Source organism: Silvania hatchlandensis, assembly GCF_025564065.1.
Taxonomy (GTDB): domain Bacteria; phylum Pseudomonadota; class Gammaproteobacteria; order Enterobacterales; family Enterobacteriaceae; genus Enterobacter; species Enterobacter hatchlandensis.
Map to the genome: position 1 here is coordinate 88,361 of NZ_JAMGZK010000055.1, position 21,479 is coordinate 109,839.

20 protein-coding genes and 2 tRNA genes are annotated in these 21,479 nt (G+C 53.2%); 15 read left to right on the forward strand and 7 right to left on the reverse strand.

Annotated elements, in window-relative coordinates; translation table 11 throughout:
- Window positions 1-36: 36 nt before the first annotated feature.
- Both sfsB and ispB read right to left on the reverse strand, forming a co-directional pair.
- Window positions 37-324: a DNA-binding transcriptional regulator SfsB gene (sfsB, locus tag M8014_RS21300; protein ID WP_271284366.1), complete on the reverse strand. Its 288-nt coding sequence runs from the start codon at window positions 322-324 to the stop codon at window positions 37-39.
- Between the two features lie 228 nt (window positions 325-552).
- The gene (gene ispB / locus M8014_RS21305) at window positions 553-1,524 is read right to left on the reverse strand and encodes an octaprenyl diphosphate synthase (protein ID WP_271284367.1); all 972 of its coding nucleotides are present in this window, start codon (window positions 1,522-1,524) and stop codon (window positions 553-555) included.
- Between the two features lie 257 nt (window positions 1,525-1,781).
- Here ispB and rplU point away from each other — a divergent pair, with 257 nt between their 5' ends.
- The 4 genes from rplU to cgtA all read left to right on the forward strand — a co-directional run bounded on the left by rplU (window position 1,782) and on the right by cgtA (window position 4,629).
- Window positions 1,782-2,093, forward strand: coding sequence for a 50S ribosomal protein L21 (rplU, locus tag M8014_RS21310; protein WP_106994824.1), 312 nt, complete (start codon window positions 1,782-1,784; stop codon window positions 2,091-2,093).
- 19 nt (window positions 2,094-2,112) lie between these two features.
- Window positions 2,113-2,370, forward strand: a complete 258-nt coding sequence (gene rpmA / locus M8014_RS21315; RefSeq protein WP_007673187.1) for a 50S ribosomal protein L27 — start codon at window positions 2,113-2,115, stop codon at window positions 2,368-2,370.
- A gap of 96 nt (window positions 2,371-2,466) precedes the next feature.
- Window positions 2,467-3,432, forward strand: a complete 966-nt coding sequence (locus tag M8014_RS21320; RefSeq protein ID WP_271284368.1) for a DMT family transporter — start codon at window positions 2,467-2,469, stop codon at window positions 3,430-3,432.
- Window positions 3,433-3,447: 15 nt separating this feature from the next.
- Window positions 3,448-4,629: an Obg family GTPase CgtA gene (cgtA, locus tag M8014_RS21325; RefSeq protein ID WP_271284369.1), complete on the forward strand. Its 1,182-nt coding sequence runs from the start codon at window positions 3,448-3,450 to the stop codon at window positions 4,627-4,629.
- 36 nt (window positions 4,630-4,665) lie between these two features.
- Here cgtA and pmrB read toward each other — a convergent pair whose 3' ends face one another.
- Genes pmrB through dacB form a run of 3 tightly spaced genes read right to left on the reverse strand, consistent with a single transcriptional unit; the run spans window position 4,666 to window position 7,804 of the window.
- Complete coding sequence (pmrB, locus tag M8014_RS21330; RefSeq protein ID WP_271284370.1) at window positions 4,666-5,709, reverse strand: two-component system sensor histidine kinase PmrB; 1,044 nt, start codon at window positions 5,707-5,709, stop codon at window positions 4,666-4,668.
- Window positions 5,706-6,368, reverse strand: coding sequence for a two-component system response regulator PmrA (gene pmrA, locus M8014_RS21335; protein WP_271284371.1), 663 nt, complete (start codon window positions 6,366-6,368; stop codon window positions 5,706-5,708). Before pmrA ends, pmrB begins: the two co-directional genes overlap by 4 nt.
- Before the next feature lie 2 nt (window positions 6,369-6,370).
- Window positions 6,371-7,804: a serine-type D-Ala-D-Ala carboxypeptidase gene (gene dacB / locus M8014_RS21340; RefSeq protein WP_271284372.1), complete on the reverse strand. Its 1,434-nt coding sequence runs from the start codon at window positions 7,802-7,804 to the stop codon at window positions 6,371-6,373.
- A 249-nt stretch (window positions 7,805-8,053) separates the two neighbouring features.
- On the opposite strand from dacB, the gene greA reads away from it, so the two are divergent.
- Window positions 8,054-8,530, forward strand: a complete 477-nt coding sequence (gene greA, locus M8014_RS21345) for a transcription elongation factor GreA (protein ID WP_271284373.1) — start codon at window positions 8,054-8,056, stop codon at window positions 8,528-8,530.
- Window positions 8,531-8,683: 153 nt separating this feature from the next.
- Here the strand turns inward: greA and yhbY are convergent, their stop codons facing one another.
- The gene (yhbY, locus tag M8014_RS21350) at window positions 8,684-8,977 is read right to left on the reverse strand and encodes a ribosome assembly RNA-binding protein YhbY (RefSeq protein ID WP_271268395.1); all 294 of its coding nucleotides are present in this window, start codon (window positions 8,975-8,977) and stop codon (window positions 8,684-8,686) included.
- Window positions 8,978-9,099: 122 nt separating this feature from the next.
- On the opposite strand from yhbY, the gene rlmE reads away from it, so the two are divergent.
- From rlmE to M8014_RS21380, 6 genes are all read left to right on the forward strand, one after another.
- The gene (rlmE, locus tag M8014_RS21355; RefSeq protein WP_106994817.1) at window positions 9,100-9,726 is read left to right on the forward strand and encodes a 23S rRNA (uridine(2552)-2'-O)-methyltransferase RlmE; all 627 of its coding nucleotides are present in this window, start codon (window positions 9,100-9,102) and stop codon (window positions 9,724-9,726) included.
- A 102-nt stretch (window positions 9,727-9,828) separates the two neighbouring features.
- Window positions 9,829-11,763 (forward strand): ATP-dependent zinc metalloprotease FtsH, encoded by a 1,935-nt coding sequence (ftsH, locus tag M8014_RS21360; RefSeq protein WP_271284374.1) that lies wholly within the window; start codon window positions 9,829-9,831, stop codon window positions 11,761-11,763.
- Between the two features lie 94 nt (window positions 11,764-11,857).
- Window positions 11,858-12,706 (forward strand): dihydropteroate synthase, encoded by an 849-nt coding sequence (gene folP / locus M8014_RS21365; RefSeq protein ID WP_271284375.1) that lies wholly within the window; start codon window positions 11,858-11,860, stop codon window positions 12,704-12,706.
- Window positions 12,699-14,036 (forward strand): phosphoglucosamine mutase, encoded by a 1,338-nt coding sequence (gene glmM, locus M8014_RS21370; protein WP_271284376.1) that lies wholly within the window; start codon window positions 12,699-12,701, stop codon window positions 14,034-14,036. The genes folP and glmM overlap by 8 nt, the downstream gene beginning before the upstream one ends.
- Window positions 14,037-14,256: 220 nt before the next feature.
- Entirely contained in the window at window positions 14,257-14,589 is a 333-nt protein-coding gene (secG, locus tag M8014_RS21375; RefSeq protein WP_271284377.1) for a preprotein translocase subunit SecG, read from the forward strand.
- A 13-nt stretch (window positions 14,590-14,602) separates the two neighbouring features.
- Window positions 14,603-14,689, forward strand: a tRNA-Leu gene (locus tag M8014_RS21380).
- 138 nt (window positions 14,690-14,827) lie between these two features.
- Here M8014_RS21380 and argG read toward each other — a convergent pair.
- On the reverse strand, window positions 14,828-16,171 hold the full coding sequence (argG, locus tag M8014_RS21385; protein WP_271284378.1) for an argininosuccinate synthase: 1,344 nt from the start codon (window positions 16,169-16,171) through the stop codon (window positions 14,828-14,830).
- A 286-nt stretch (window positions 16,172-16,457) separates the two neighbouring features.
- On the opposite strand from argG, the gene M8014_RS21390 reads away from it, so the two are divergent.
- From M8014_RS21390 to infB, 4 genes are all read left to right on the forward strand, one after another.
- Window positions 16,458-16,534 (forward strand) — tRNA-Met (locus M8014_RS21390).
- Window positions 16,535-16,744: 210 nt separating this feature from the next.
- Complete coding sequence (gene rimP / locus M8014_RS21395; RefSeq protein WP_271284379.1) at window positions 16,745-17,197, forward strand: ribosome maturation factor RimP; 453 nt, start codon at window positions 16,745-16,747, stop codon at window positions 17,195-17,197.
- Window positions 17,198-17,225: 28 nt separating this feature from the next.
- Window positions 17,226-18,713 carry a transcription termination factor NusA gene (gene nusA / locus M8014_RS21400; protein ID WP_271284380.1) on the forward strand — a complete coding sequence of 496 codons (1,488 nt, stop codon included), beginning with the start codon at window positions 17,226-17,228 and terminating at the stop codon, window positions 18,711-18,713.
- Between the two features lie 24 nt (window positions 18,714-18,737).
- Window positions 18,738-21,434 carry a translation initiation factor IF-2 gene (gene infB / locus M8014_RS21405; protein ID WP_271284381.1) on the forward strand — a complete coding sequence of 899 codons (2,697 nt, stop codon included), beginning with the start codon at window positions 18,738-18,740 and terminating at the stop codon, window positions 21,432-21,434.
- Window positions 21,435-21,479 lie beyond the last annotated feature (45 nt).

Below are 21,479 nucleotides of genomic sequence, written 5' to 3' on the forward strand. Positions count from 1 at the left end.
AGTGACCGGGGGGTTGCTATTCCGTTGATGAGAACGTCAATCCTGGCGTTCTTTTGCGGATCTTCTCTGGCGCATCATGCGCGTTCTGTCGACAAATTCGTGGGTTATCGGGTCATGATAGCGCGAGGGCCAGATTGTCCAGGGATCGGTTCCCAGCGCGGTTGCAATGATCAGTTCTCCCTTAGGCCATGGGCGCGTCAGCGCATTTGCCAGGGTGGAAGAACTGAGGCCATTGCGGCGTGATTCCGCGGCCAGTGACGTTCCCTTTTTACGCAGCGCGGCGATAATATCTGCCGGGTGCCAGTCGGTATATTTCTTCTCCATTCCGTTGTCCCTTTGTTCAGGTGCATTCACGTCATTCGTCTTAAATGACGCTGTTACTATACCTTCTTCGAACAAGGGTTCTAAAAAGTTCGCGTTACTGTGAGCCACATTCAGATTTTGCCAGGGCTTTATTCATGCGGTCTGTAAGCGAATTCATTAACAACGTTATGGAAAATATTCGAAACTTATAAGAACTCTCAGTTGACAAAAAAGAGAGTCCATTTACTCTCAGCGATCGCGCTGAACAGCAATATGTGCGAGGCCGATAAGGGCATCTCGCCACTGGCTATCAGGGATGACCTGCAGTGCGCCGATGGCTTTATCGGCCTCTTCCTCAGCACGCTGTCGCGTCCATTCCAGGGAACCACAGGCTGCCATTGCTTCCAGTACGGGCTCCAGAAGGTGTCGGCCATTGCCTTGCTCGATGGCTTCACGAATCAGCTTCGCCTGCTCTGGAGTGCCGTTGCGCATCGCATGCAGCAGCGGAAGCGTCGGTTTGCCTTCGTTCAGGTCATCACCCACATTTTTGCCCAGCGTTTCGCCATCGGCGCTGTAATCGAGCAAATCGTCGATCAGCTGGAAGGCGGTACCCAGATAGCGACCATAATCCTGCAGACCACGTTCCTGCTCCTCGCTACAGCCTGCAAGTAACCCAGAGCATTGCGCCGCGGCTTCAAAAAGACGCGCGGTTTTGCTGTAGATCACCCGCATGTAGTTCTCTTCGGTGATGTTCGGATCGTTGACGTTCATCAGTTGCAGGACTTCGCCTTCCGCAATCACGTTCACCGCTTTGGACATCACCTCGAGCACTTTCAGCGATCCCAGGCTGGTCATCATCTGGAAGGCGCGGGTATAGATAAAGTCGCCGACCAGCACGCTGGCGGCGTTACCGAATGCCGCGTTAGCGGTGGCTTTACCGCGACGCATATCCGATTCATCGACAACGTCATCATGCAACAGTGTTGCGGTATGGATAAATTCGATCAGGGCCGCAATCGTAACGTGCGCATTTCCTTGATAGCCAACCGCGCGTGCGGCCAGCACAGCGATCATCGGACGGATGCGTTTACCTCCGCCGCTGACGATGTAATAACCCAACTGATTGATTAGTTGAACGTCAGAATCGAGCTGTTCCAGAATTGCTGCATTCACACCCGCCATGTCTTGCGCGGTTAACTCATTGATTTTTTCTAAATTCATCGCAAAAGCCGGGCTAGTAATCCTGTTCACCCCCTATTACAAGGGCTAACGAAGGGTTCGGTTTATCAATAGTATCGCTGATTGTACTGAAAAAACGCGTCAGATAAACGTTACCGTACATGTTGTCTTTTTTTTCTTCATCTGTTGATGGTAGCACTTGTCAAAGGCTCGCGTTTTGCGTAATATTCGCGCCCTATTGTGAATATTTATAGCGCACTCTGAATCACACGAGGACGTGCGCGGAAGCGGAGTTTTATATGTACGCGGTTTTCCAAAGTGGTGGTAAACAACACCGAGTAAGCGAAGGTCAGACCGTTCGCCTGGAAAAGCTGGACATCGCAACTGGCGAAGCTGTTGAGTTCGCAGAAGTGCTGATGATCGCAAACGGTGAAGAAGTCAAAATCGGCGTTCCTTTCGTTGATGGCGGCGTTATCAAAGCTGAAGTTGTTGCTCATGGTCGTGGCGAGAAAATTAAGATCGTTAAGTTTCGTCGTCGTAAGCACTACCGTAAGCAGCAGGGCCACCGTCAGTGGTTCACTGATGTGAAAATTACTGGCATCAGCGCCTAAGACCTGAGGAGAGATTTAAATGGCACATAAAAAGGCTGGCGGCTCAACTCGTAACGGTCGCGATTCAGAAGCTAAACGCCTTGGCGTTAAGCGTTTCGGTGGCGAAACCGTTCTGGCGGGTAGCATCATCGTTCGTCAACGTGGCACCAAATTCCACGCTGGTAACAACGTAGGTTGCGGTCGTGACCACACTCTGTTTGCTAAAGCAGACGGTAAAGTGAAATTTGAAGTTAAAGGCCCGAACAACCGTAAATACATCAGCATCGTTGCTGAGTAAGGTTTTCTCGGTCCGGTAACGGATTAAAGCCCCGCAACGTGTTGCGGGGCTTTTTACATTGGAAACCCGGTAATTTTTTCTGTAGGGAAAACGGGCATGAAGCAGCAAGCTGGCATTGGTATTCTTTTGGCACTCATTACTGCGATGTGCTGGGGTGCACTGCCAATTGCAATGAAGCAGGTTCTGGATGTGATGGAGCCGCCGACGGTCGTGTTCTATCGCTTCCTGATGGCCTCTGTTGGGCTAGGGACTATCCTGGCCATCAAGGGTAAGCTTCCCCCCCTGCGGATCTTTCGCAAGCCGCGCTGGCTCGTCATGCTGGCGATTGCGACGGGGGGCCTGTTCGGTAACTTCATTTTATTCAGCTCTTCCCTGCAATATCTCAGTCCTACGGCTTCGCAGGTAATCGGTCAGCTTTCACCGGTTGGCATGATGGTCGCCAGCGTCTTCATCCTCAAAGAGAAGATGCGCGGCACGCAGATTATCGGGGCGATGATGCTGCTCTGCGGTCTGGTGTTGTTCTTCAACACCAGCCTGATTGAGATATTTACCCGGCTGACGGATTACACCTGGGGCGTCATTTTCGGCGTAAGCGCCGCGGCGGTTTGGGTGAGTTACGGCGTCGCGCAAAAGGTGTTATTGCGTCGACTGGCGTCACAGCAGATCCTGTTTTTGCTGTACACTTTATGTACTATTGCATTGTTGCCGCTTGCGAAGCCGGGAGTTATCTCTCTGCTTAGCGACTGGCAGCTTGCGTGTCTGGTCTTCTGTGGGTTGAACACGCTGGTAGGTTACGGCGCACTGGCAGAAGCGATGGCACGCTGGCAGGCAGCACAGGTGAGCGCGTTAATCACGCTGACCCCGCTGTTTACGCTGTTATTTTCAGATTTATTATCAATGGCCTGGCCCGATTTCTTCGTCAAACCGATGTTAAACCTGCTGGCTTATATCGGTGCGTTTGTCGTGGTTGCGGGCGCGATGTATTCCGCCATTGGTCATCGTCTTTGGGGACGTTGGCGCAAAAGTGAAGCGGTTGTAGTTGTCCCCCGCTCAGGCGAATGATTTACGGAGAGTAAAATGAAGTTTGTTGATGAAGCAACGATCCTGGTCGTGGCAGGTGATGGCGGTAATGGTTGCGTAAGCTTCCGCCGTGAGAAATACATTCCGCGAGGCGGCCCTGACGGCGGCGACGGCGGTGATGGTGGTGACGTATGGTTTGAAGCCGACGAAAACCTCAACACCCTGATCGACTACCGTTTCGAAAAGTCCTTCCGTGCTGAACGTGGCCAGAACGGCCAGAGCCGTGACTGTACCGGTAAACGCGGGAAAGACGTAACGGTTAGAGTCCCGGTCGGGACACGCGTTATCGATCAGGGCACTGGCGAAACCATGGGCGATATGACCAAACACGGTCAGCGTCTGATGGTTGCAAAAGGCGGTTGGCACGGCCTGGGCAACAGCCGTTTCAAATCTTCCGTTAACCGTTCCCCTCGTCAAAAAACGATGGGTACCCCGGGCGACAAACGCGATCTGCAGCTTGAACTGATGCTGCTGGCTGACGTCGGGATGCTGGGGATGCCGAATGCCGGTAAATCCACCTTCATCCGCGCAGTGTCTGCCGCCAAGCCGAAAGTGGCTGACTATCCGTTTACAACGCTGGTGCCAAGCCTGGGCGTGGTCCGTATGGACAACGAGAAGAGCTTCGTGGTCGCGGATATCCCGGGTCTGATCGAAGGTGCTGCAGAAGGGGCGGGCTTAGGCATTCGCTTCCTGAAACACCTTGAGCGCTGCCGCGTGCTGCTGCACCTCATCGATATCGATCCTATCGATGGTTCTGATCCGGTAGAAAATGCCCGTATCATCATCGGCGAGCTGGAAAAATACAGCGACAAGCTGGCAAGCAAACCACGCTGGTTGGTCTTCAACAAGATTGACCTGATGGACAAAGCCGAAGCCGAAGCGAAAGCCAAAGCCATCGCTGAAGCGATGGGCTGGGAAGATAAGTATTATCTCATCTCTGCTGCCAGCCAGATGGGCGTGAAAGATCTGTGCTGGGATGTGATGACCTTCATCATTGAGAATCCGGTTACGCAGGCAGAAGAGGCGAAACAGCCTGAGAAAGTCGAATTCATGTGGGATGACTACCACCGTCAGCAGCTTGAAGAACAAGCAGTTGAAGTGGAAGAAGACGACGAAGACTGGGATGATGACTGGGACGAAGACGACGAAGAAGGTGTCGAATTCATCTACAAGCGTTAATACGGTCAATGGCCCCCTGAATCAGGGGGCTTTTTTTTAGCTCAGCGTTGTCGGCAGCCAGCACTGCACCACCAGCCCGCCTTCCGGGCGATTGTTGAGATGCAGTCTGCCGTGATGGAGCTGGATAATACGCTGCACAATGCTCAACCCCAGGCCGCTACCGCCGTAACGCTGATCGATGCGACGAAACGGCTCGGTAATCGACTGGCGATGAGCTTCATCGATACCTGGGCCCTGATCAAGAACGCTGATTAGCGTGCCTTCATCCTGCGCCTCGAGGCGAATCTCAATGGTGGAGCCTGCTGGACTGTAGCGCACCGCATTTTCATACAGATTCCGCACCATCAGGCGAAGCAGCACGGCATCACCCTGAACCGTCAGCGAAGCAGGGTGCGGCCAGACGAGGGTATGCGTTTTGCTCTCTTGCTCAAGCGCCAGGGGGGCGAGGACCGCATCCGACCAGTTAATCGTCTCGTAGTGACCACTCGCCATCGCCTGACCGGCCCGTGCCAGCATCAGCAACTGCTCTACGGTGTGCATCAGTTGGTCAATGCGGGCGATCAGTGGCTCGGTCTGAGGCGAGCCTGATTGCGCCATCAGCTCCAGGTGCAGGCGAATACCCGCCAGCGGCGTGCGCAGCTCGTGGGCAGCGTCCGCCGTGAATAAGCGCTCCTGCTGGATGGTATGATCCAGACGGGCAAGCAGCTGATTGAGTGACGTGGTGACGGCGCCAATTTCCTCCATATCGGAATACATCGGCAGCGGGGTGAGATTATCGGCAGAGCGGTTTGCCAGGCTGGTGCGAAGCTGTTTGAGCGGGCGAGTAATCCAGCTTACGGCCCAGAACGAGAACAGCAGCGTAAAACCGACCATCACCAGGGAAGGAACCAGCAGGGAGGCGATCGCTTCGCGGATCTCTTTTTCAACGTGCTGATTGCGGGATTTTGCTGACAGGGTCTCGCTGACCAGAAAACCGATCTGTTCCCGGCTTTCATGCCATAGCCAGATCACGCTTATCAGTTGAAAAAAAAGCAGGATCACGGCCAGTAGCACCATCAGACGACGGCGCATGCTGTTCATTTTTGGCTCTCCAGACGATAGCCTACGCCACGTACGGTTTTGATCCGGTCTCTGCCGAGCTTACGTCGCAGATTATGAATATGAACCTCAAGGGTGTTCGAGCCCGGATCGTCCTGCCAGGAGTAAATATCCTGCTGCAACGTTTCGCGGTGGACGGTTTGCCCGGTACGCATGATCAGCCGTGTCAGCAGGGCAAACTCTTTGGGCGTGATTTCAACCGGCAGGGAGTGCTGTAGAACCTGCTGGGTCTGCAGGTTCAGGGTCAGATCGCCGTCGCTGAGCAGATTATCGCTGTGCCCCTGATAGCGCCGTATCAGCGCGCGGACACGCGCCTGTAGCTCGGCCAGCGCGAAGGGTTTAACCAGATAGTCGTCAGCCCCGGAGTCGAGGCCGTTAATGCGGTCTTCCAGCGCATCACGCGCCGTCAGGATCAGCACGGGATTGGCCACGCCCCGGCGACGCCACTGGCTCAGCAGCGTTGCGCCGTCTTTATCCGGCAACCCAAGATCAAGGATAACCAGGCTGTATTCGCCGCTCTGGATCAGCCCGTTGGCTTCGGCGGCTGTGCCTGCACAATCCAGCGTGTATCCCTCAGCAGAGAGCGCAAGCGCCAGCCCTTCCTGGAGCAGTAAATCATCTTCAACAATGAGTAGTTTCATCGCTAGTTGTTCTGATAAATATCCTTGTAAAGCCGGCTCTCGAAGCGCACCAGCGGAATACGGCGATTGCGTTGGTCTGCAGGTTCAACCGCGTAGCCAGAAAGATACTGTACAAATGCCATTCGCTGCCCGCTGGCGGTAGTAATAAACCCGGCAAGGTTATAGACCCCCTGCAGTGAACCCGTTTTGGCGGAGACTTTGCCATCGACGCCCGCCGCATGCAGGCCCGCGCGGTACTGCAAGGAGCCGTCGTGGCCGGCGAGCGGCAGCATCGAAATAAAGTTTAGCTCAGTATCGTGTTGGGCAATGTACTGCAGGACCTGCATCATGGTGGCTGGTGAGATCAGGTTATGTCGCGACAGGCCTGAGCCATCCACTGCAATCGTATTGCCCAGATCAATGTTGGCCTGCTGACGCAGGATTTGCCGGACGGCATCCGAACCGGCGCGCCAGGTGCCAGGTACACCGAAGCGGGCGTGGCCAATCATGCGAAACACGGTATCGGCGATCATGTTATCGGATTTTTTCAGCATGATCTTCAGCAGATCGTGCAGCGGCGCCGACTGCTTGCTGGCGAGCACGGTGCCAGGTTCATTGGTTTGCGTCTGGCGCAACAGCGTGCCGGAGTAAGTGATTCCCGCCTGCTTGAGCTCGTCTTTCAGAATAGCCCCAGCGTAGCTCGCACCGTCCTGAATGGCGAACGCCAGCGGCAGCGGATCGGCGCGCTGCGTCAGGCAGCCGGTCACGGTAAAGCGGTTAAGATCGCCCGGCACGACATCCAGTTCGCAGTACTGCGCTTCTGGAGAGCCTTTCGCCAGGGTACGCACCTGGCTGAACATGTTGACCGGGTAGTAAGACGCCACGCGAATAAAGGCCAGATCATCAGGCTTGGGGGCGCTGTAAAGCGAAATAGAGAAGCAGTTACGATCGACGATTGCCGCCGCTGGCGGTGCGCTAAAGCACTGGGTCATGTCATTCCACGGCCAACCCGGCGCTTTATCGTGACTGGCGAAGATGGACGTGTCGATCAGCACGTTCCCTTCAATGCGCTGGACGCCTGACTTCTTTAGCACGGCAACCATGTTGCGCAGATCCTGACGTTTAAACGTCGGATCGCCGCCAAAACGGGCGATAAGATCGCCTTTCAGCGTGCCACTGTCGACACTGGCTTTACTCTCCAGCGTTGTGGTGAAGCGAAAATCAGGGCCAAGTTGCAGCAGGGCGGCCAGCCCGGTGATCACCTTTTGGGTACTGGCAGGCAGCGCCATCTGCTGACTGTGATAGTCAATATCAGGTGCCTGGGCGCCCACTTTTTGCACCATCAGAGCAAGATTGGCGCCATCGGGCAGCTGATTAATGTACTCGTCCACGTTCGCTGCCTGAGCAGTGAACGCAATACTGGTGGTCAATCCGATGATAAATCTGGAAAATCGCATAATCTCGCGCTAACAACCCGGAAGCAAACCGTCATACTACGGCCCAACGCCCTGTAAAGTAAACGATGACCCATACTGAACTTCGCGGTAAAATACGTATCAAATTGAAAAATTGCTGCTGACCTGGAACTTTGCTTCCGGGTCAGTTTTCTTTTGCCTCTGACTTATGCCAGGCTGTGATGCCTGCGGAGGCAGTAGTCGGGGCGGTTAGCCACCGCACCCAACAGGAATGTTTAAGAGGTATAACAAATGCAAGCTATTCCGATGACCTTACGTGGTGCCGAAAAACTGCGCGAAGAGCTGGATTTTCTGAAGTCTGTTCGCCGCCCTGAGATCATTACCGCCATCGCCGATGCGCGTGAGCACGGCGATCTGAAAGAAAATGCGGAATATCACGCTGCGCGTGAGCAACAGGGTTTCTGTGAAGGGCGTATCAAAGATATCGAAGCGAAGCTGTCGAATGCACAGGTGATCGATATCTCAAAAATGCCGAACAACGGACGGGTTATTTTTGGCTGCACAGTCACTGTGATCAACCTGGACAACGATGAAGAGCTTTCTTACCGCATCGTGGGTGATGATGAGGCCGACTTTAAGCAGAATCTGATCTCAGTAAACTCGCCAATTGCACGTGGACTGGTGGGTAAAGAGCAGGATGATGTGGTGACAATTCGTACCCCAGGCGGGGAAGTGGAGTTCGAAATTATCAAGGTTGATTACCTGTAATTCGCATCTCCGGCAAGTTGTTGATACATTGTAAAGATAGGAAAAAGGCCGCATCGCGGCCTTTTATCAACTCAAGGAGCATGGCATTTTGCTCACCTGCGAAAGAAAAACCCCTCATTAAACACACCACAATGTGCTTAATTCAGGATAATCTTAGCGAGGCAGCGAAATTTTGCGCTCTTTAGTTGGGCGATAGAGCACCAGCGTTTTACCGATGACCTGTACATTACAGGCGCCGGTTTCGCGCACGATAGCTTCCACGATCAACGTCTTAGTCTCTCTGTCTTCAGAGGCGATTTTGATTTTGATTAACTCGTGGTGCTCCAGCGCTAGTTCAATCTCGGCCAGTACCCCTTCGGTCAAACCATTGTTGCCAAGCATAACTACAGGCTTGAGCGGATGTGCCAGACCTTTAAGGTGCTGTTTTTGTTTAGTACTCAGATTCATCGTATATTTTTGCTTACGTTGGGATTGAAAACGGTTCATTCTACCGCCATCTCCCTTATATCGCCAAATTGCTATGTGGAAATTTACACCGCTGGCTACGATGAACCCGGACGGAAAGTAAAATGACAGGTAAAAAGCGTTCTGCAAGCTCGAGCCGCTGGCTCCAGGAACACTTTAGCGATAAATATGTTCTACAGGCACAGAAAAAGGGGTTACGTTCCCGTGCCTGGTTTAAACTTGATGAAATACAGCAAAGTGACAAACTCTTTAAACCGGGGATGACGGTCGTTGACCTCGGTGCTGCGCCCGGTGGATGGTCACAATATGCGGTAACGCAAATCGGCGGAACGGGCCGAATTATCGCATGCGATCTTTTACCTATGGATCCCATCGTTGGTGTGGACTTCCTTCAGGGCGATTTTCGTGATGAATTAGTGCTGAAAGCGTTACTTGAACGTGTGGGTGACAGTAAAGTACAGGTTGTCATGTCCGATATGGCGCCAAATATGTGTGGAACACCGGCGGTGGATATCCCTCGCTCCATGTATCTGGTAGAACTGGCGTTAGAAATGAGTCGTGATGTATTAGCGCCAGGTGGTAGTTTTTTAGTGAAGGTGTTCCAGGGCGAAGGTTTTGAGGAGTATCTAAAGGAAATTCGCTCCCTGTTTGCGAAGGTCAAAGTTCGTAAGCCGGACTCTTCACGTGCGCGTTCACGTGAAGTGTATATTGTAGCGACCGGGCGAAAATAATAGCCGGTTGGTTTCAGGCGAAAGTTTGAAAAAAACTGGTTATAAAATATCCCGCCGCTGTTTTTAACACAGTTGTAATAAGAGGTTAATCCCTTGAGTGACATGGCGAAAAACCTAATTCTCTGGCTGGTCATTGCCGTTGTGCTGATGTCAGTATTCCAGAGCTTTGGGCCCAGCGAGTCTAATGGCCGTAAGGTGGACTACTCTACCTTCCTGCAAGAGGTCAATCAGGATCAGGTTCGCGAAGCGCGTATCAACGGACGTGAGATCAACGTTACCAAGAAAGATAGTAACCGTTACACGACTTACATTCCGGTGAACGACCCTAAGCTGCTTGATAATCTTCTGACTAAAAACGTCAAGGTGGTCGGTGAGCCGCCGGAAGAGCCAAGCCTGCTGGCTTCGATCTTCATATCCTGGTTCCCGATGCTGTTGTTGATCGGTGTCTGGATCTTCTTTATGCGTCAGATGCAGGGCGGTGGTGGCAAAGGTGCCATGTCGTTCGGCAAGAGCAAGGCGCGAATGCTAACGGAAGACCAGATCAAAACCACTTTTGCTGACGTAGCAGGTTGTGACGAAGCGAAAGACGAAGTGGCTGAACTGGTGGAATACCTGCGTGAGCCGAGCCGTTTCCAGAAACTGGGCGGTAAGATCCCGAAAGGCGTTCTGATGGTGGGGCCTCCGGGTACCGGTAAAACCTTGCTGGCGAAAGCCATCGCGGGTGAAGCGAAGGTACCGTTCTTTACGATTTCGGGTTCTGACTTCGTGGAAATGTTCGTGGGTGTCGGTGCATCTCGTGTGCGTGACATGTTCGAACAGGCCAAGAAGGCAGCACCGTGCATCATCTTTATCGATGAAATCGACGCCGTAGGCCGCCAGCGTGGCGCGGGCCTGGGTGGTGGTCACGATGAACGTGAGCAGACCCTGAACCAGATGCTGGTTGAGATGGATGGCTTCGAAGGTAACGAAGGTATTATCGTTATCGCAGCAACTAACCGTCCGGACGTTCTTGACCCTGCGCTGCTGCGTCCAGGCCGTTTTGACCGTCAGGTTGTTGTTGGTCTGCCAGACGTTCGTGGTCGCGAGCAGATCCTGAAAGTGCATATGCGTCGCGTACCGCTGTCTCCGGACATCGATGCGGCAATCATTGCGCGCGGTACCCCGGGCTTCTCCGGTGCGGATCTCGCAAACCTGGTGAACGAAGCTGCGCTGTTTGCAGCCCGCGGCAACAAGCGCGTGGTGTCGATGGTTGAGTTCGAGAAAGCGAAAGACAAAATCATGATGGGTGCGGAACGCCGCTCCATGGTGATGACGGAAGCGCAGAAAGAGTCCACGGCTTACCACGAAGCAGGCCATGCGATTATCGGTCGTCTGGTGCCGGAACACGATCCGGTGCATAAAGTGACGATTATTCCGCGCGGTCGTGCGCTTGGCGTCACGTTCTTCCTGCCGGAAGGCGATGCTATCAGCGCCAGCCGTCAGAAGCTGGAAAGTCAGATTTCGACCCTGTACGGTGGTCGTCTGGCGGAAGAGATTATCTACGGTGTGGAACGTGTTTCTACCGGTGCGTCTAACGACATTAAAGTCGCGACCAACCTGGCACGTAACATGGTCACCCAGTGGGGCTTCTCCGACAAGCTGGGTCCGCTGCTGTATGCGGAAGAAGAGGGTGAAGTGTTCCTCGGTCGCTCCGTCGCAAAAGCGAAGCACATGTCCGACGAAACGGCGCGTATTATCGACCAGGAAGTGAAATTGCTCGTTGAACGTAACTACGGTCGCGCGCGTCAGATCCTGAACGAAAATATGGATATCCTGCATGCGATGAAAGATGCGCTCATGAAATATGAGACCATCGATGCACCGCAGATCGATGACCTGATGGCGCGTCGTGATGTGCGTCCGCCAGCGGGCTGGGAAGATCCAGGCACCTCCAACAACCCTGATAGCAATGGCACCCCGCGTGCACCGCGTCCGGTCGATGAACCGCGTACGCCGAACCCGGGTAACACCATGTCAGAACAGTTGGGCGACAAATAAGTCACTGCTGTCGATGATGTTCTCTTTACCTGAAACCCTGGGGCTTGCCCCGGGGTTTTTCTTGTCTGCTTAACTATAAAACCAGGGATTAGCCATGAAACTCTTCGCCCAGGATTCTTATCTCGATCTGTCGCATCCGCATGTGATGGGGATCCTGAACGTTACGCCAGACTCTTTCTCTGACGGTGGTACGCATAACACGCTCATTGAGGCGGTCAAGCACGCGAATATGATGATCAACGCCGGGGCGACGATTATTGATGTCGGCGGCGAGTCGACCCGTCCAGGTGCGGCGGATGTCAGCGTTGATGAAGAGTTGTCACGGGTGATCCCCGTGGTTGAAGCTATTGCCCAGCGATTCGAGGTCTGGATCTCGGTAGATACCTCCAAACCTGAGGTCATTCGCGAATCAGCGAGAGTGGGTGCTCACATTATTAATGACATTCGCTCCCTGACCGAACCGGGCGCGCTGGAGGCGGCGGCAGAGACGGGCCTGCCAGTCTGTCTGATGCATATGCAAGGCCAGCCGAAGACAATGCAGGAAGCGCCAAAGTACGAAGATGTGTTCGCCGATGTAAATCGCTACTTTATTGAGCAAATTGCACGCTGTGAACGTGCCGGTATCGCAAAAGAGAAATTGCTGCTCGACCCGGGATTCGGTTTCGGTAAAAATCTCTCTCATAACTACGAGCTTCTTGCGCGCTTATCTGAGTTTCACCATTTTGGCCTGCCGCTGCTGGTTGGAATGTCGCGAAAATCCATGATAGGACAACTGCTGAACGTGGGACCAACGGATCGCCTGAGCGGCAGTCTGGCCTGCGCGGTAATTGCTGCGATGCAGGGAGCACAAATTATTCGCGTCCATGACGTAAAAGAGACAGCAGAAGCTATGCGCGTGGTGGAAGCCACGCTGGCCGCTAAGGAAAACAACCGCTATGAGTAATCGTAAATTTTTTGGTACTGACGGCATTCGTGGACGCGTGGGCGATGCGCCAATCACACCTGAGTTTGTGCTGAAGTTAGGCTGGGCGGCAGGCAAGGTGCTGGCCAGCCACGGCTCACGTAAAATCATCATTGGCAAAGATACGCGTATCTCTGGCTATATGCTGGAATCGGCACTGGAAGCCGGCCTTTCTGCGGCGGGACTCTCTGCCTCCTTTACCGGTCCAATGCCGACGCCAGCGGTAGCCTATCTCACTCGTACCTTCCGCGCAGAAGCGGGGATTGTGATCTCGGCATCGCATAACCCGTTTTACGATAACGGCATCAAATTCTTCTCCATTGATGGCACCAAACTGCCTGACGATGTAGAAGAAGCCATTGAAGCGGAAATGGAAAAAGAGCTGACCTGCGTGGACTCCGCTGAGCTGGGTAAAGCCAGCCGCATCGTCGATGCTGCAGGTCGATACATTGAATTCTGCAAAGGCACGTTCCCGAATGAGCTGAGCCTGGGCCATCTGAAAATCGTGGTCGACTGCGCTAACGGTGCAACCTACCATATCGCGCCGAACGTGTTCCGCGAGCTGGGCGCGAAGGTTGTCGCCATTGGCTGTGAGCCAAACGGTGTCAACATTAACGAAGAAGTGGGCGCGACGGATGTCCGTGCCCTGCAGGCGCGCGTGTTGGCAGAGAAGGCCGATCTGGGGATAGCCTATGACGGCGACGGGGATCGCGTGATTATGGTTGACCACGAAGGCAATAAGGTGGATGGCGATCAGATCTTGTATATCATTGCCCGTGAAGGCCTGCGTCAGGGCCAGCTGCGCGGTGGCGCTGTCGGTACGCTGATGAGTAACATGGGGCTGGAGCTGGCGCTTAAGCAACTGGGCATCCCGTTTGCGCGCGCGAAAGTGGGCGACCGTTACGTGCTGGAAAAACTGCAGGAGAAAGGCTGGCGCATTGGAGCAGAAAACTCCGGCCACGTCATTCTGCTGGATAAAACCACCACCGGTGACGGCATCGTGGCGAGCCTGCAGGTGGTGGCTGCGATGGTGCGTAACCATATGACCCTTCACGATCTGTGCAGTGGAATGAAAATGTTCCCGCAGATCCTGGTCAACGTTCGCTTTACCGCAGGTAACGGCAACCCGCTGGAAAATGACAATGTAAAAGCGGTGATGGCTGAGGTGGAAACGGCCTTAGGTTCCCGTGGTCGCGTTCTGCTGCGTAAGTCTGGCACCGAGCCGCTAATCCGCGTAATGGTGGAAGGTGAAGACGAAGCGCAGGTCACCGAGTTTGCGCACCGTATTGCGGATGCCGTCAAAGCGGCATAAGTGCGTTAAGTGACTAAAAAGGCGGTGCTTGCCGCCTTTATTTTGCACAATCCCTGCGGTTTTGCTGTTTTTTTCTGCAGTTGATACAATGTGCTGAAATTGCCCTTGCGAAGGCCATTCGCTTTGGTTAGTATTCACACCCGCTTCATCAGGAAACACGTTTTCCTGGTTATTGGTCGAAGCTTTGGTATGCGGCAAATCCGCAAGGAACAGGTTGATTATGTACGAAGCTCTTTTGGTAGTTTTCCTTATTGTAGCCATCGCTCTGGTAGCGCTGATTATGCTGCAGCAAGGTAAAGGCGCTGATATGGGAGCCTCCTTTGGAGCAGGCGCTTCTGGTACGCTGTTCGGTTCAAGTGGTTCTGGTAACTTCATGACCCGTGCAACGGCGATTCTGGCAACGCTGTTTTTCATTATCAGTCTGGCGCTGGGCAATATCAACAGCAACAAGACCAGTAAAGGAAGTGAGTGGGAAAATCTGAGCGCACCGGCGAAATCCGAGCAGACTCAGTCAGCAGCGCCGGCTAAGCCGACCAGCGATATCCCGCAGTAATAGTAGTATCCGTGCTGAGGTGGTGGAATTGGTAGACACGCTACCTTGAGGTGGTAGTGCCCTAACGGGCTTGTGGGTTCGAGTCCCATCCTCAGTACCAATATTCCGAAAAAAAGACATCGCAGGATGTCTTTTTTTTCGTCTGTACACTGTGGTTTGACAGTGTAGGCCGGGCCTACAACTACAGCAGCCAAAGAAAAAGGCGCCTTCAGGCGCCTTTTGCATTTCTGCTCAGTGATTACTTGTCGCTGCTTTCCAGATTCTCAACCTGCGGCAGGCCGTTGCTGCTTGATACAGAGAGCAGGCCGTTTTCAGTGTATGTGAACAGCTTGGCGCGAGTATCGGTAATATCCAGATTACGCATGGTCAGCTGGCCAATACGATCGTCCGGGGAGAACACTGAATCACCTTTCTCCATTGTCAGACGTTCTGCCTGGTAGGTAAGGTTGTCAGATACCGTGTTCAGGATCGAGTAGTCGTTACCACGACGCAGTTCCAGCGTGACTTCACCCGTGATTGCGCTTGCCACCCAGCGTTGTAACGCGTCACGCAGCATCAGTGCCTGTGGATCGAACCAGCGGCCCTGATACAGCAGTTTACCCAGCTGGCGACCGTGCGAGTGATATTGCTCAATGGTGTCTTCGTTGTGAATTCCAGTCAGCAGACGCTCGTAAGCGATATGCAGCAGCGCCATCCCAGGAGCTTCATAGATGCCACGGCTTTTCGCTTCGATGATACGGTTTTCAATTTGATCGCTCATCCCCAGGCCGTGACGACCGCCGATGCGGTTTGCTTCCAGCATCAGTTCAACGTCATCAGAGAAGGTTTGACCATTCAGGGCAACCGGATGACCACGTTCAAAACGAACGGTTACTTCTTCAGCCTGAATTTTGACGTTTTCGTCCCAGAACTTCACGCCCATGATCGGGTTAACGATCTTCACGCTGGAGTTCAGGAATTCGAGGTCTTTGGCTTCGTGCGTCGCACCCAGCATGTTGGAGTCGGTGGAGTAGGCTTTTTCTACGGACATCTTGTAGTCAAAGCCGCAGGCGATCATGAACTCGGACATTTCATGACGGCCACCGAGTTCATCAATGAAGTCAGTATCCAGCCACGGTTTGTAAATCTGCAGTTCCGCGTTGGTCAGCAGACCGTAACGATAGAAACGCTCAATGTCGTTACCTTTATAGGTACTGCCGTCACCCCAGATATTCACGCCATCGTCTTTCATGGCAGCAACCAGCATGGTGCCGGTAACGGCACGGCCCAGCGGGGTGGTGTTGAAGTAGGTAAGGCCACCGGTGGTATTGTGGAATGCGCCACACTGGATGGCGGCAATGCCTTCTGCAACCAGCTGCTTACGGCAGTCAATCAGGCGAGCATTTTCTGCACCGTACTCCATGGCGCGACGAGGAATTGCATCGTAATCGTCCTCATCCGGCTGCCCAAGGTTCGCAGTATATGCATAAGGAACTGCTCCCTTCTGGCGCATCCACAGCAGTGCAGCGCTGGTATCCAGGCCGCCAGAAAAAGCGATGCCAATACGTTGTCCTTGCGGAAGATGCTTGAGAATCGTCGTCATAAAATAAAACCCTGCTTGATTGACTGATGAGTGATCGCTTTCACTTTAAATGCATTTTTATGCAAAATAAGTGAGTTTTCATTTAATCATCTTTTGACGAGTACCGGAAGAGATTCGTGGATTATTTGTAAAAATATCCCGTCTGAACACCTGAGGTTGCTGGGGTTGACAGGCGACCTTCGCTATCAATATACTGTACGCCGATTTTACGTCCCGTCCTCGGTACCAAATCCCAGCATTATTTGCATTTTTTACCCACAACGAGTAGAATTTGCCACGTTTCAGGCGCGGGGTGGAGCAGCCTGGTAGCTCGTCGGGCTCATAACCCGAAGGTCGTCGGTTCAAATCCGGCCCCCGCAACCACTTTCCTGTAAAGTCCTTTTTCAAATATACTGTGAAGACCTGGCGCCTTCGTAGCTGGATTTGAAAAAATTCTTTTTGAAAGTGTTCCAGGCCACAGCTGTGGCTATAGGGTTCAGTTATCTAAAGCCCCGATTTATCGGGGTTTTTTGTTATCTGACTACAGAATAACTGGGCTTAACGCCCTTTTTTTATGTCTTCTTGGGGGTGGGCTTGTCCACATTAGAGCAAAAATTAACAGAGATGATTACAGCACCAGTCGAAGCACTGGGCTACGAACTGGTCGGCATCGAATTTATTCGCAGCCGCACATCCACGCTGCGCATCTATATTGATAGTGAAGATGGCATCAATGTTGATGATTGTGCTGATGTCAGCCACCAGGTGAGTGCGGTTCTGGATGTTGAAGAGCCGATTACCGTTGCCTACAACCTGGAAGTTTCCTCGCCTGGTCTCGATCGCCCTATGTTCACGGCTGAACACTATACGCGCTTTACTGGTGAAGAAGTGGCTCTCGTTCTGCGCATGGCCGTACAGAACCGCCGTAAATGGCAAGGCGTTATTAAAGCCGTTGACGGTGAGATGATCACGGTTACAGTCGAAGGCAAAGATGAAGTGTTCGCGCTGAGTAATATCCAGAAGGCGAACCTGGTTCCCCACTTTTAACAGTCTGGATTGAGGTGAAAAGCCCGCGATGAACAAAGAAATTTTGGCTGTTGTTGAAGCCGTTTCCAACGAAAAATCACTGCCGCGTGAGAAGATTTTCGAAGCGCTGGAAAGTGCACTGGCTACGGCAACTAAGAAAAAATACGAACAAGAGATCGATGTCCGCGTAGAAATCGATCGTAAAAGCGGTGACTTCGATACTTTCCGTCGTTGGATTATTGTTGAGGAAGTGACTCAGCCAACGAAAGAGATCACGCTGGAAGCAGCACGTTACGAAGATGAAAGCCTGAACGTTGACGACTACGTTGAAGATCAGATTGAATCCGTTACTTTCGACCGTATCACGACGCAGACAGCGAAACAGGTTATCGTACAGAAAGTACGTGAAGCCGAACGCGCAATGGTTGTTGACCAGTTCCGTGAGCACGAAGGCGAGATCATCACTGGCGTGGTGAAGAAAGTTAACCGCGACAACATCTCCCTGGATCTGGGTAGCAACGCAGAAGCGGTGATTATGCGTGAAGATATGCTGCCTCGTGAAAACTTCCGTCCGGGTGACCGCATTCGTGGCGTACTGTATTCCGTGCGTCCAGAAGCCCGCGGTGCGCAGCTGTTTGTGACGCGTTCTAAACCTGAAATGCTGATCGAACTGTTCCGCATTGAAGTGCCAGAAATCGGCGAAGAAGTTATCGAGATCAAAGCCGCGGCCCGCGATCCGGGTTCCCGTGCGAAAATCGCGGTAAAAACCAACGACAAGCGTATCGATCCGGTTGGTGCTTGTGTCGGTATGCGTGGCGCGCGCGTTCAGGCAGTATCGACTGAACTGGGCGGCGAGCGTATTGATATCGTTCTGTGGGATGATAACCCGGCGCAGTTTGTGATTAATGCAATGGCACCGGCTGATGTAGCGTCTATCGTTGTAGACGAAGACAAGCACACCATGGATATCGCCGTTGAAGCCGGTAATCTGGCGCAGGCGATCGGCCGTAATGGTCAGAACGTGCGTCTGGCTTCGCAGCTGAGCGGCTGGGAACTCAATGTGATGACCGTTGATGACCTGCAGGCTAAGCATCAGGCTGAAGCGCATGCGGCGATTGATACCTTCACTAAATACCTTGAAATTGACGAAGAGTTCGCCACTGTTCTGGTTGAAGAAGGTTTCTCATCCCTTGAAGAACTGGCCTATGTGCCAATGAAAGAACTGCTGGAAATTGACGGCCTGGATGAAGCCACCGTTGAAGCCCTGCGTGAACGCGCTAAAAACGCACTGACCACCCTGGCACTGGCTCAGGAAGAAAGCCTTGGTGATAACAAGCCGGCTGATGACCTGCTGAATCTGGAAGGTCTTGATCGTGCGATTGCGTTCAAGCTGGCTGCCCGTGGTGTTTGTACGCTGGAAGATCTCGCTGAACAAGGCGTTGATGACCTGGCTGATATCGAAGGTTTAACCGACGAGAAAGCCGGCGAGCTCATCATGGCCGCACGTAATATTTGCTGGTTCGGCGACGAAGCGTAATAAACTGTAGCAGGAAGGAACAGCATGACTGATGTAACTGTAAAAACGCTGGCTGCTGAAATTCAGACCTCCGTGGATCGCCTGGTACAGCAATTTGCTGATGCAGGGATCCCGAAAGCCGCTGATGACTCAGTGACCGCGCAAGAGAAACAAACCTTGTTATCGCACCTGAACCGTGAACACGGTTCGGCGCCTGACAAACTGACGTTACAGCGCAAAACGCGCAGTACGTTAAACGTTCCTGGTACCGGTGGAAAAAGCAAATCGGTACAAATCGAAGTCCGCAAGACACGCACCTTTGTAAAACGTGATCCGCAAGAGGCTGAACGCCTTGCCGCGGAAGAGCAGGCGCAGCGTGAAGCGGAAGACCAAGCTAAGCGTGAGGCGGAAGCAACCGCTAAGCGTGAGGCAGAATTAAAAGCTGAACGTGAGGCCGCAGAAAAAGCGAAGCGCGACGCCAGTGATAAAGCGAAGCGCGAAGCTGCGGAAAAAGACAAAGTGAGCAATCAACAGACTGACGATATGACCAAAACTGCCCAAACGGATAAAGCCCGTCGCGAAAACGAAGCAGCCGATCTTAAGCGTAAAGCCGAAGAAGAAGCACGCCGCAAGCTTGAAGAAGATGCGCGTCGTGTTGCTGAAGAAGCCCGCCGTATGGCGGAAGAAAATGCCGGTGTGTGGGCAGAGCAAGAGAAAGCTAAAGGTGAAGAGGATAAGAGCGATTATCACGTCACCACTTCTCAGCACGCACGCCAGGCTGAAGACGAAAACGACCGTGAAGTTGAAGCGGGTCGTAGCCGTGCGCGTACTGCGACAAAAGCTGCCCGTCCTCAGAAGAAAGGTAACAAGCACTCTGAGTCTAAAGCTGACCGTGAAGAAGCACGTGCAGCGGGACGCGGTGGTAAAGGCGGCAAACGTAAAGGTTCCGCACTGCAGCAGGGCTTCCAGAAGCCAGCGCAGGCCGTTAACCGTGACGTTGTGATCGGCGAAACCATCACTGTTGGCGAACTGGCTAACAAGATGGCGGTTAAAGGCTCTCAGGTCATCAAAGCGATGATGAAGCTGGGCGCAATGGCCACCATCAACCAGGTTATCGACCAGGAAACCGCACAGCTGGTTGCCGAAGAGATGGGCCACAAAGTTATCCTGCGTCGTGAAAACGAGCTGGAAGAAGCGGTAATGAGCGACCGTGACACTGGCGCAGCGGCAGAAGCCCGCGCACCGGTTGTAACCATCATGGGTCACGTTGACCACGGTAAAACCTCTCTGCTGGACTACATTCGTTCCACGAAAGTCGCCTCTGGCGAAGCGGGCGGCATTACCCAGCACATCGGTGCTTATCACGTTGAAACTGACAACGGGATGATCACCTTCCTGGATACCCCGGGTCACGCCGCGTTTACCTCGATGCGTGCTCGTGGTGCTCAGGCAACGGATATCGTTGTTCTGGTTGTAGCAGCAGACGATGGCGTGATGCCACAGACTATCGAAGCTATCCAGCACGCGAAAGCGGCGCAGGTGCCGGTTGTTGTTGCAGTGAACAAAATCGATAAGCCTGAAGCGGACATGGATCGCGTTAAAAACGAGCTGTCCCAGTACGGTGTTATGCCGGAAGAGTGGGGCGGTGAGTCTCAGTTCATCCCAGTATCTGCAAAAGTGGGTACCGGTATTGATGACCTGCTGAACGCTATCCTGCTGCAGGCTGAAGTTCTGGAGCTGAAAGCGGTTCGCAACGGTATGGCGAGCGGCGCGGTAATCGAATCCTTCCTGGATAAAGGCCGTGGCCCGGTCGCAACCGTTCTGGTTCGCGAAGGTACCCTGAACAAGGGCGATATCGTGCTGTGTGGCTTCGAATATGGCCGTGTTCGTGCAATGCGTGACGAACTGGGTCGTGAAGTTCTGGAAGCGGGTCCGTCCATTCCGGTGGAAATCCTGGGTCTGTCCGGTGTTCCGGCAGCCGGTGATGAAGTGACCGTTGTGCGTGACGAGAAAAAAGCGCGTGAAGTTGCACTGTATCGTCAGGGCAAATTCCGTGAAGTTAAGCTGGCTCGTCAGCAGAAATCCAAACTCGAGAACATGTTCGCCAACATGACCGAAGGCGAAGTTCACGAAGTGAACGTCGTACTGAAGGCAGACGTTCAGGGTTCCGTAGAAGCGATTTCCGATTCCTTACTGAAACTGTCTACCGACGAAGTGAAAGTGAAGATCATCGGTTCTGGCGTAGGTGGTATCACCGAAACCGACGCAACCCTGGCTGCGGCTTCCAACGCAATTCTGGTTGGCTTTAACGTACGTGCTGACGCATCTGCGCGTAAAGTTATCGACTCCGAAAGCCTGGATCTGCGCTACTACTCCGTCATCTATCATCTGATCGACGAAGTGAAAGCGGCGATGAGCGGCATGCTGTCTCCGGAACTGAAACAGCAGATCATCGGTCTGGCTGAAGTGCGCGACGTGTTCAAATCACCGAAATTCGGTGCAATCGCGGGCTGTATGGTTACCGAAGGCACGATCAAACGTCACAACCCAATCCGCGTACTGCGCGACAACGTGGTTATCTATGAAGGCGAGCTGGAATCCCTGCGCCGCTTCAAAGATGACGTTAACGAAGTCCGTAACGGCATGGAATGTGGTATCGGCGTTAAGAACTACAACGACGTTCGCGTTGGCGACATGATCGAAGTGTTCGAAATCATCGAGATCAAACGTAGCATCGATTAATCTTCACAAGATTAATGGAATCAAGGCCGGGTAAGCGAAGCGCCA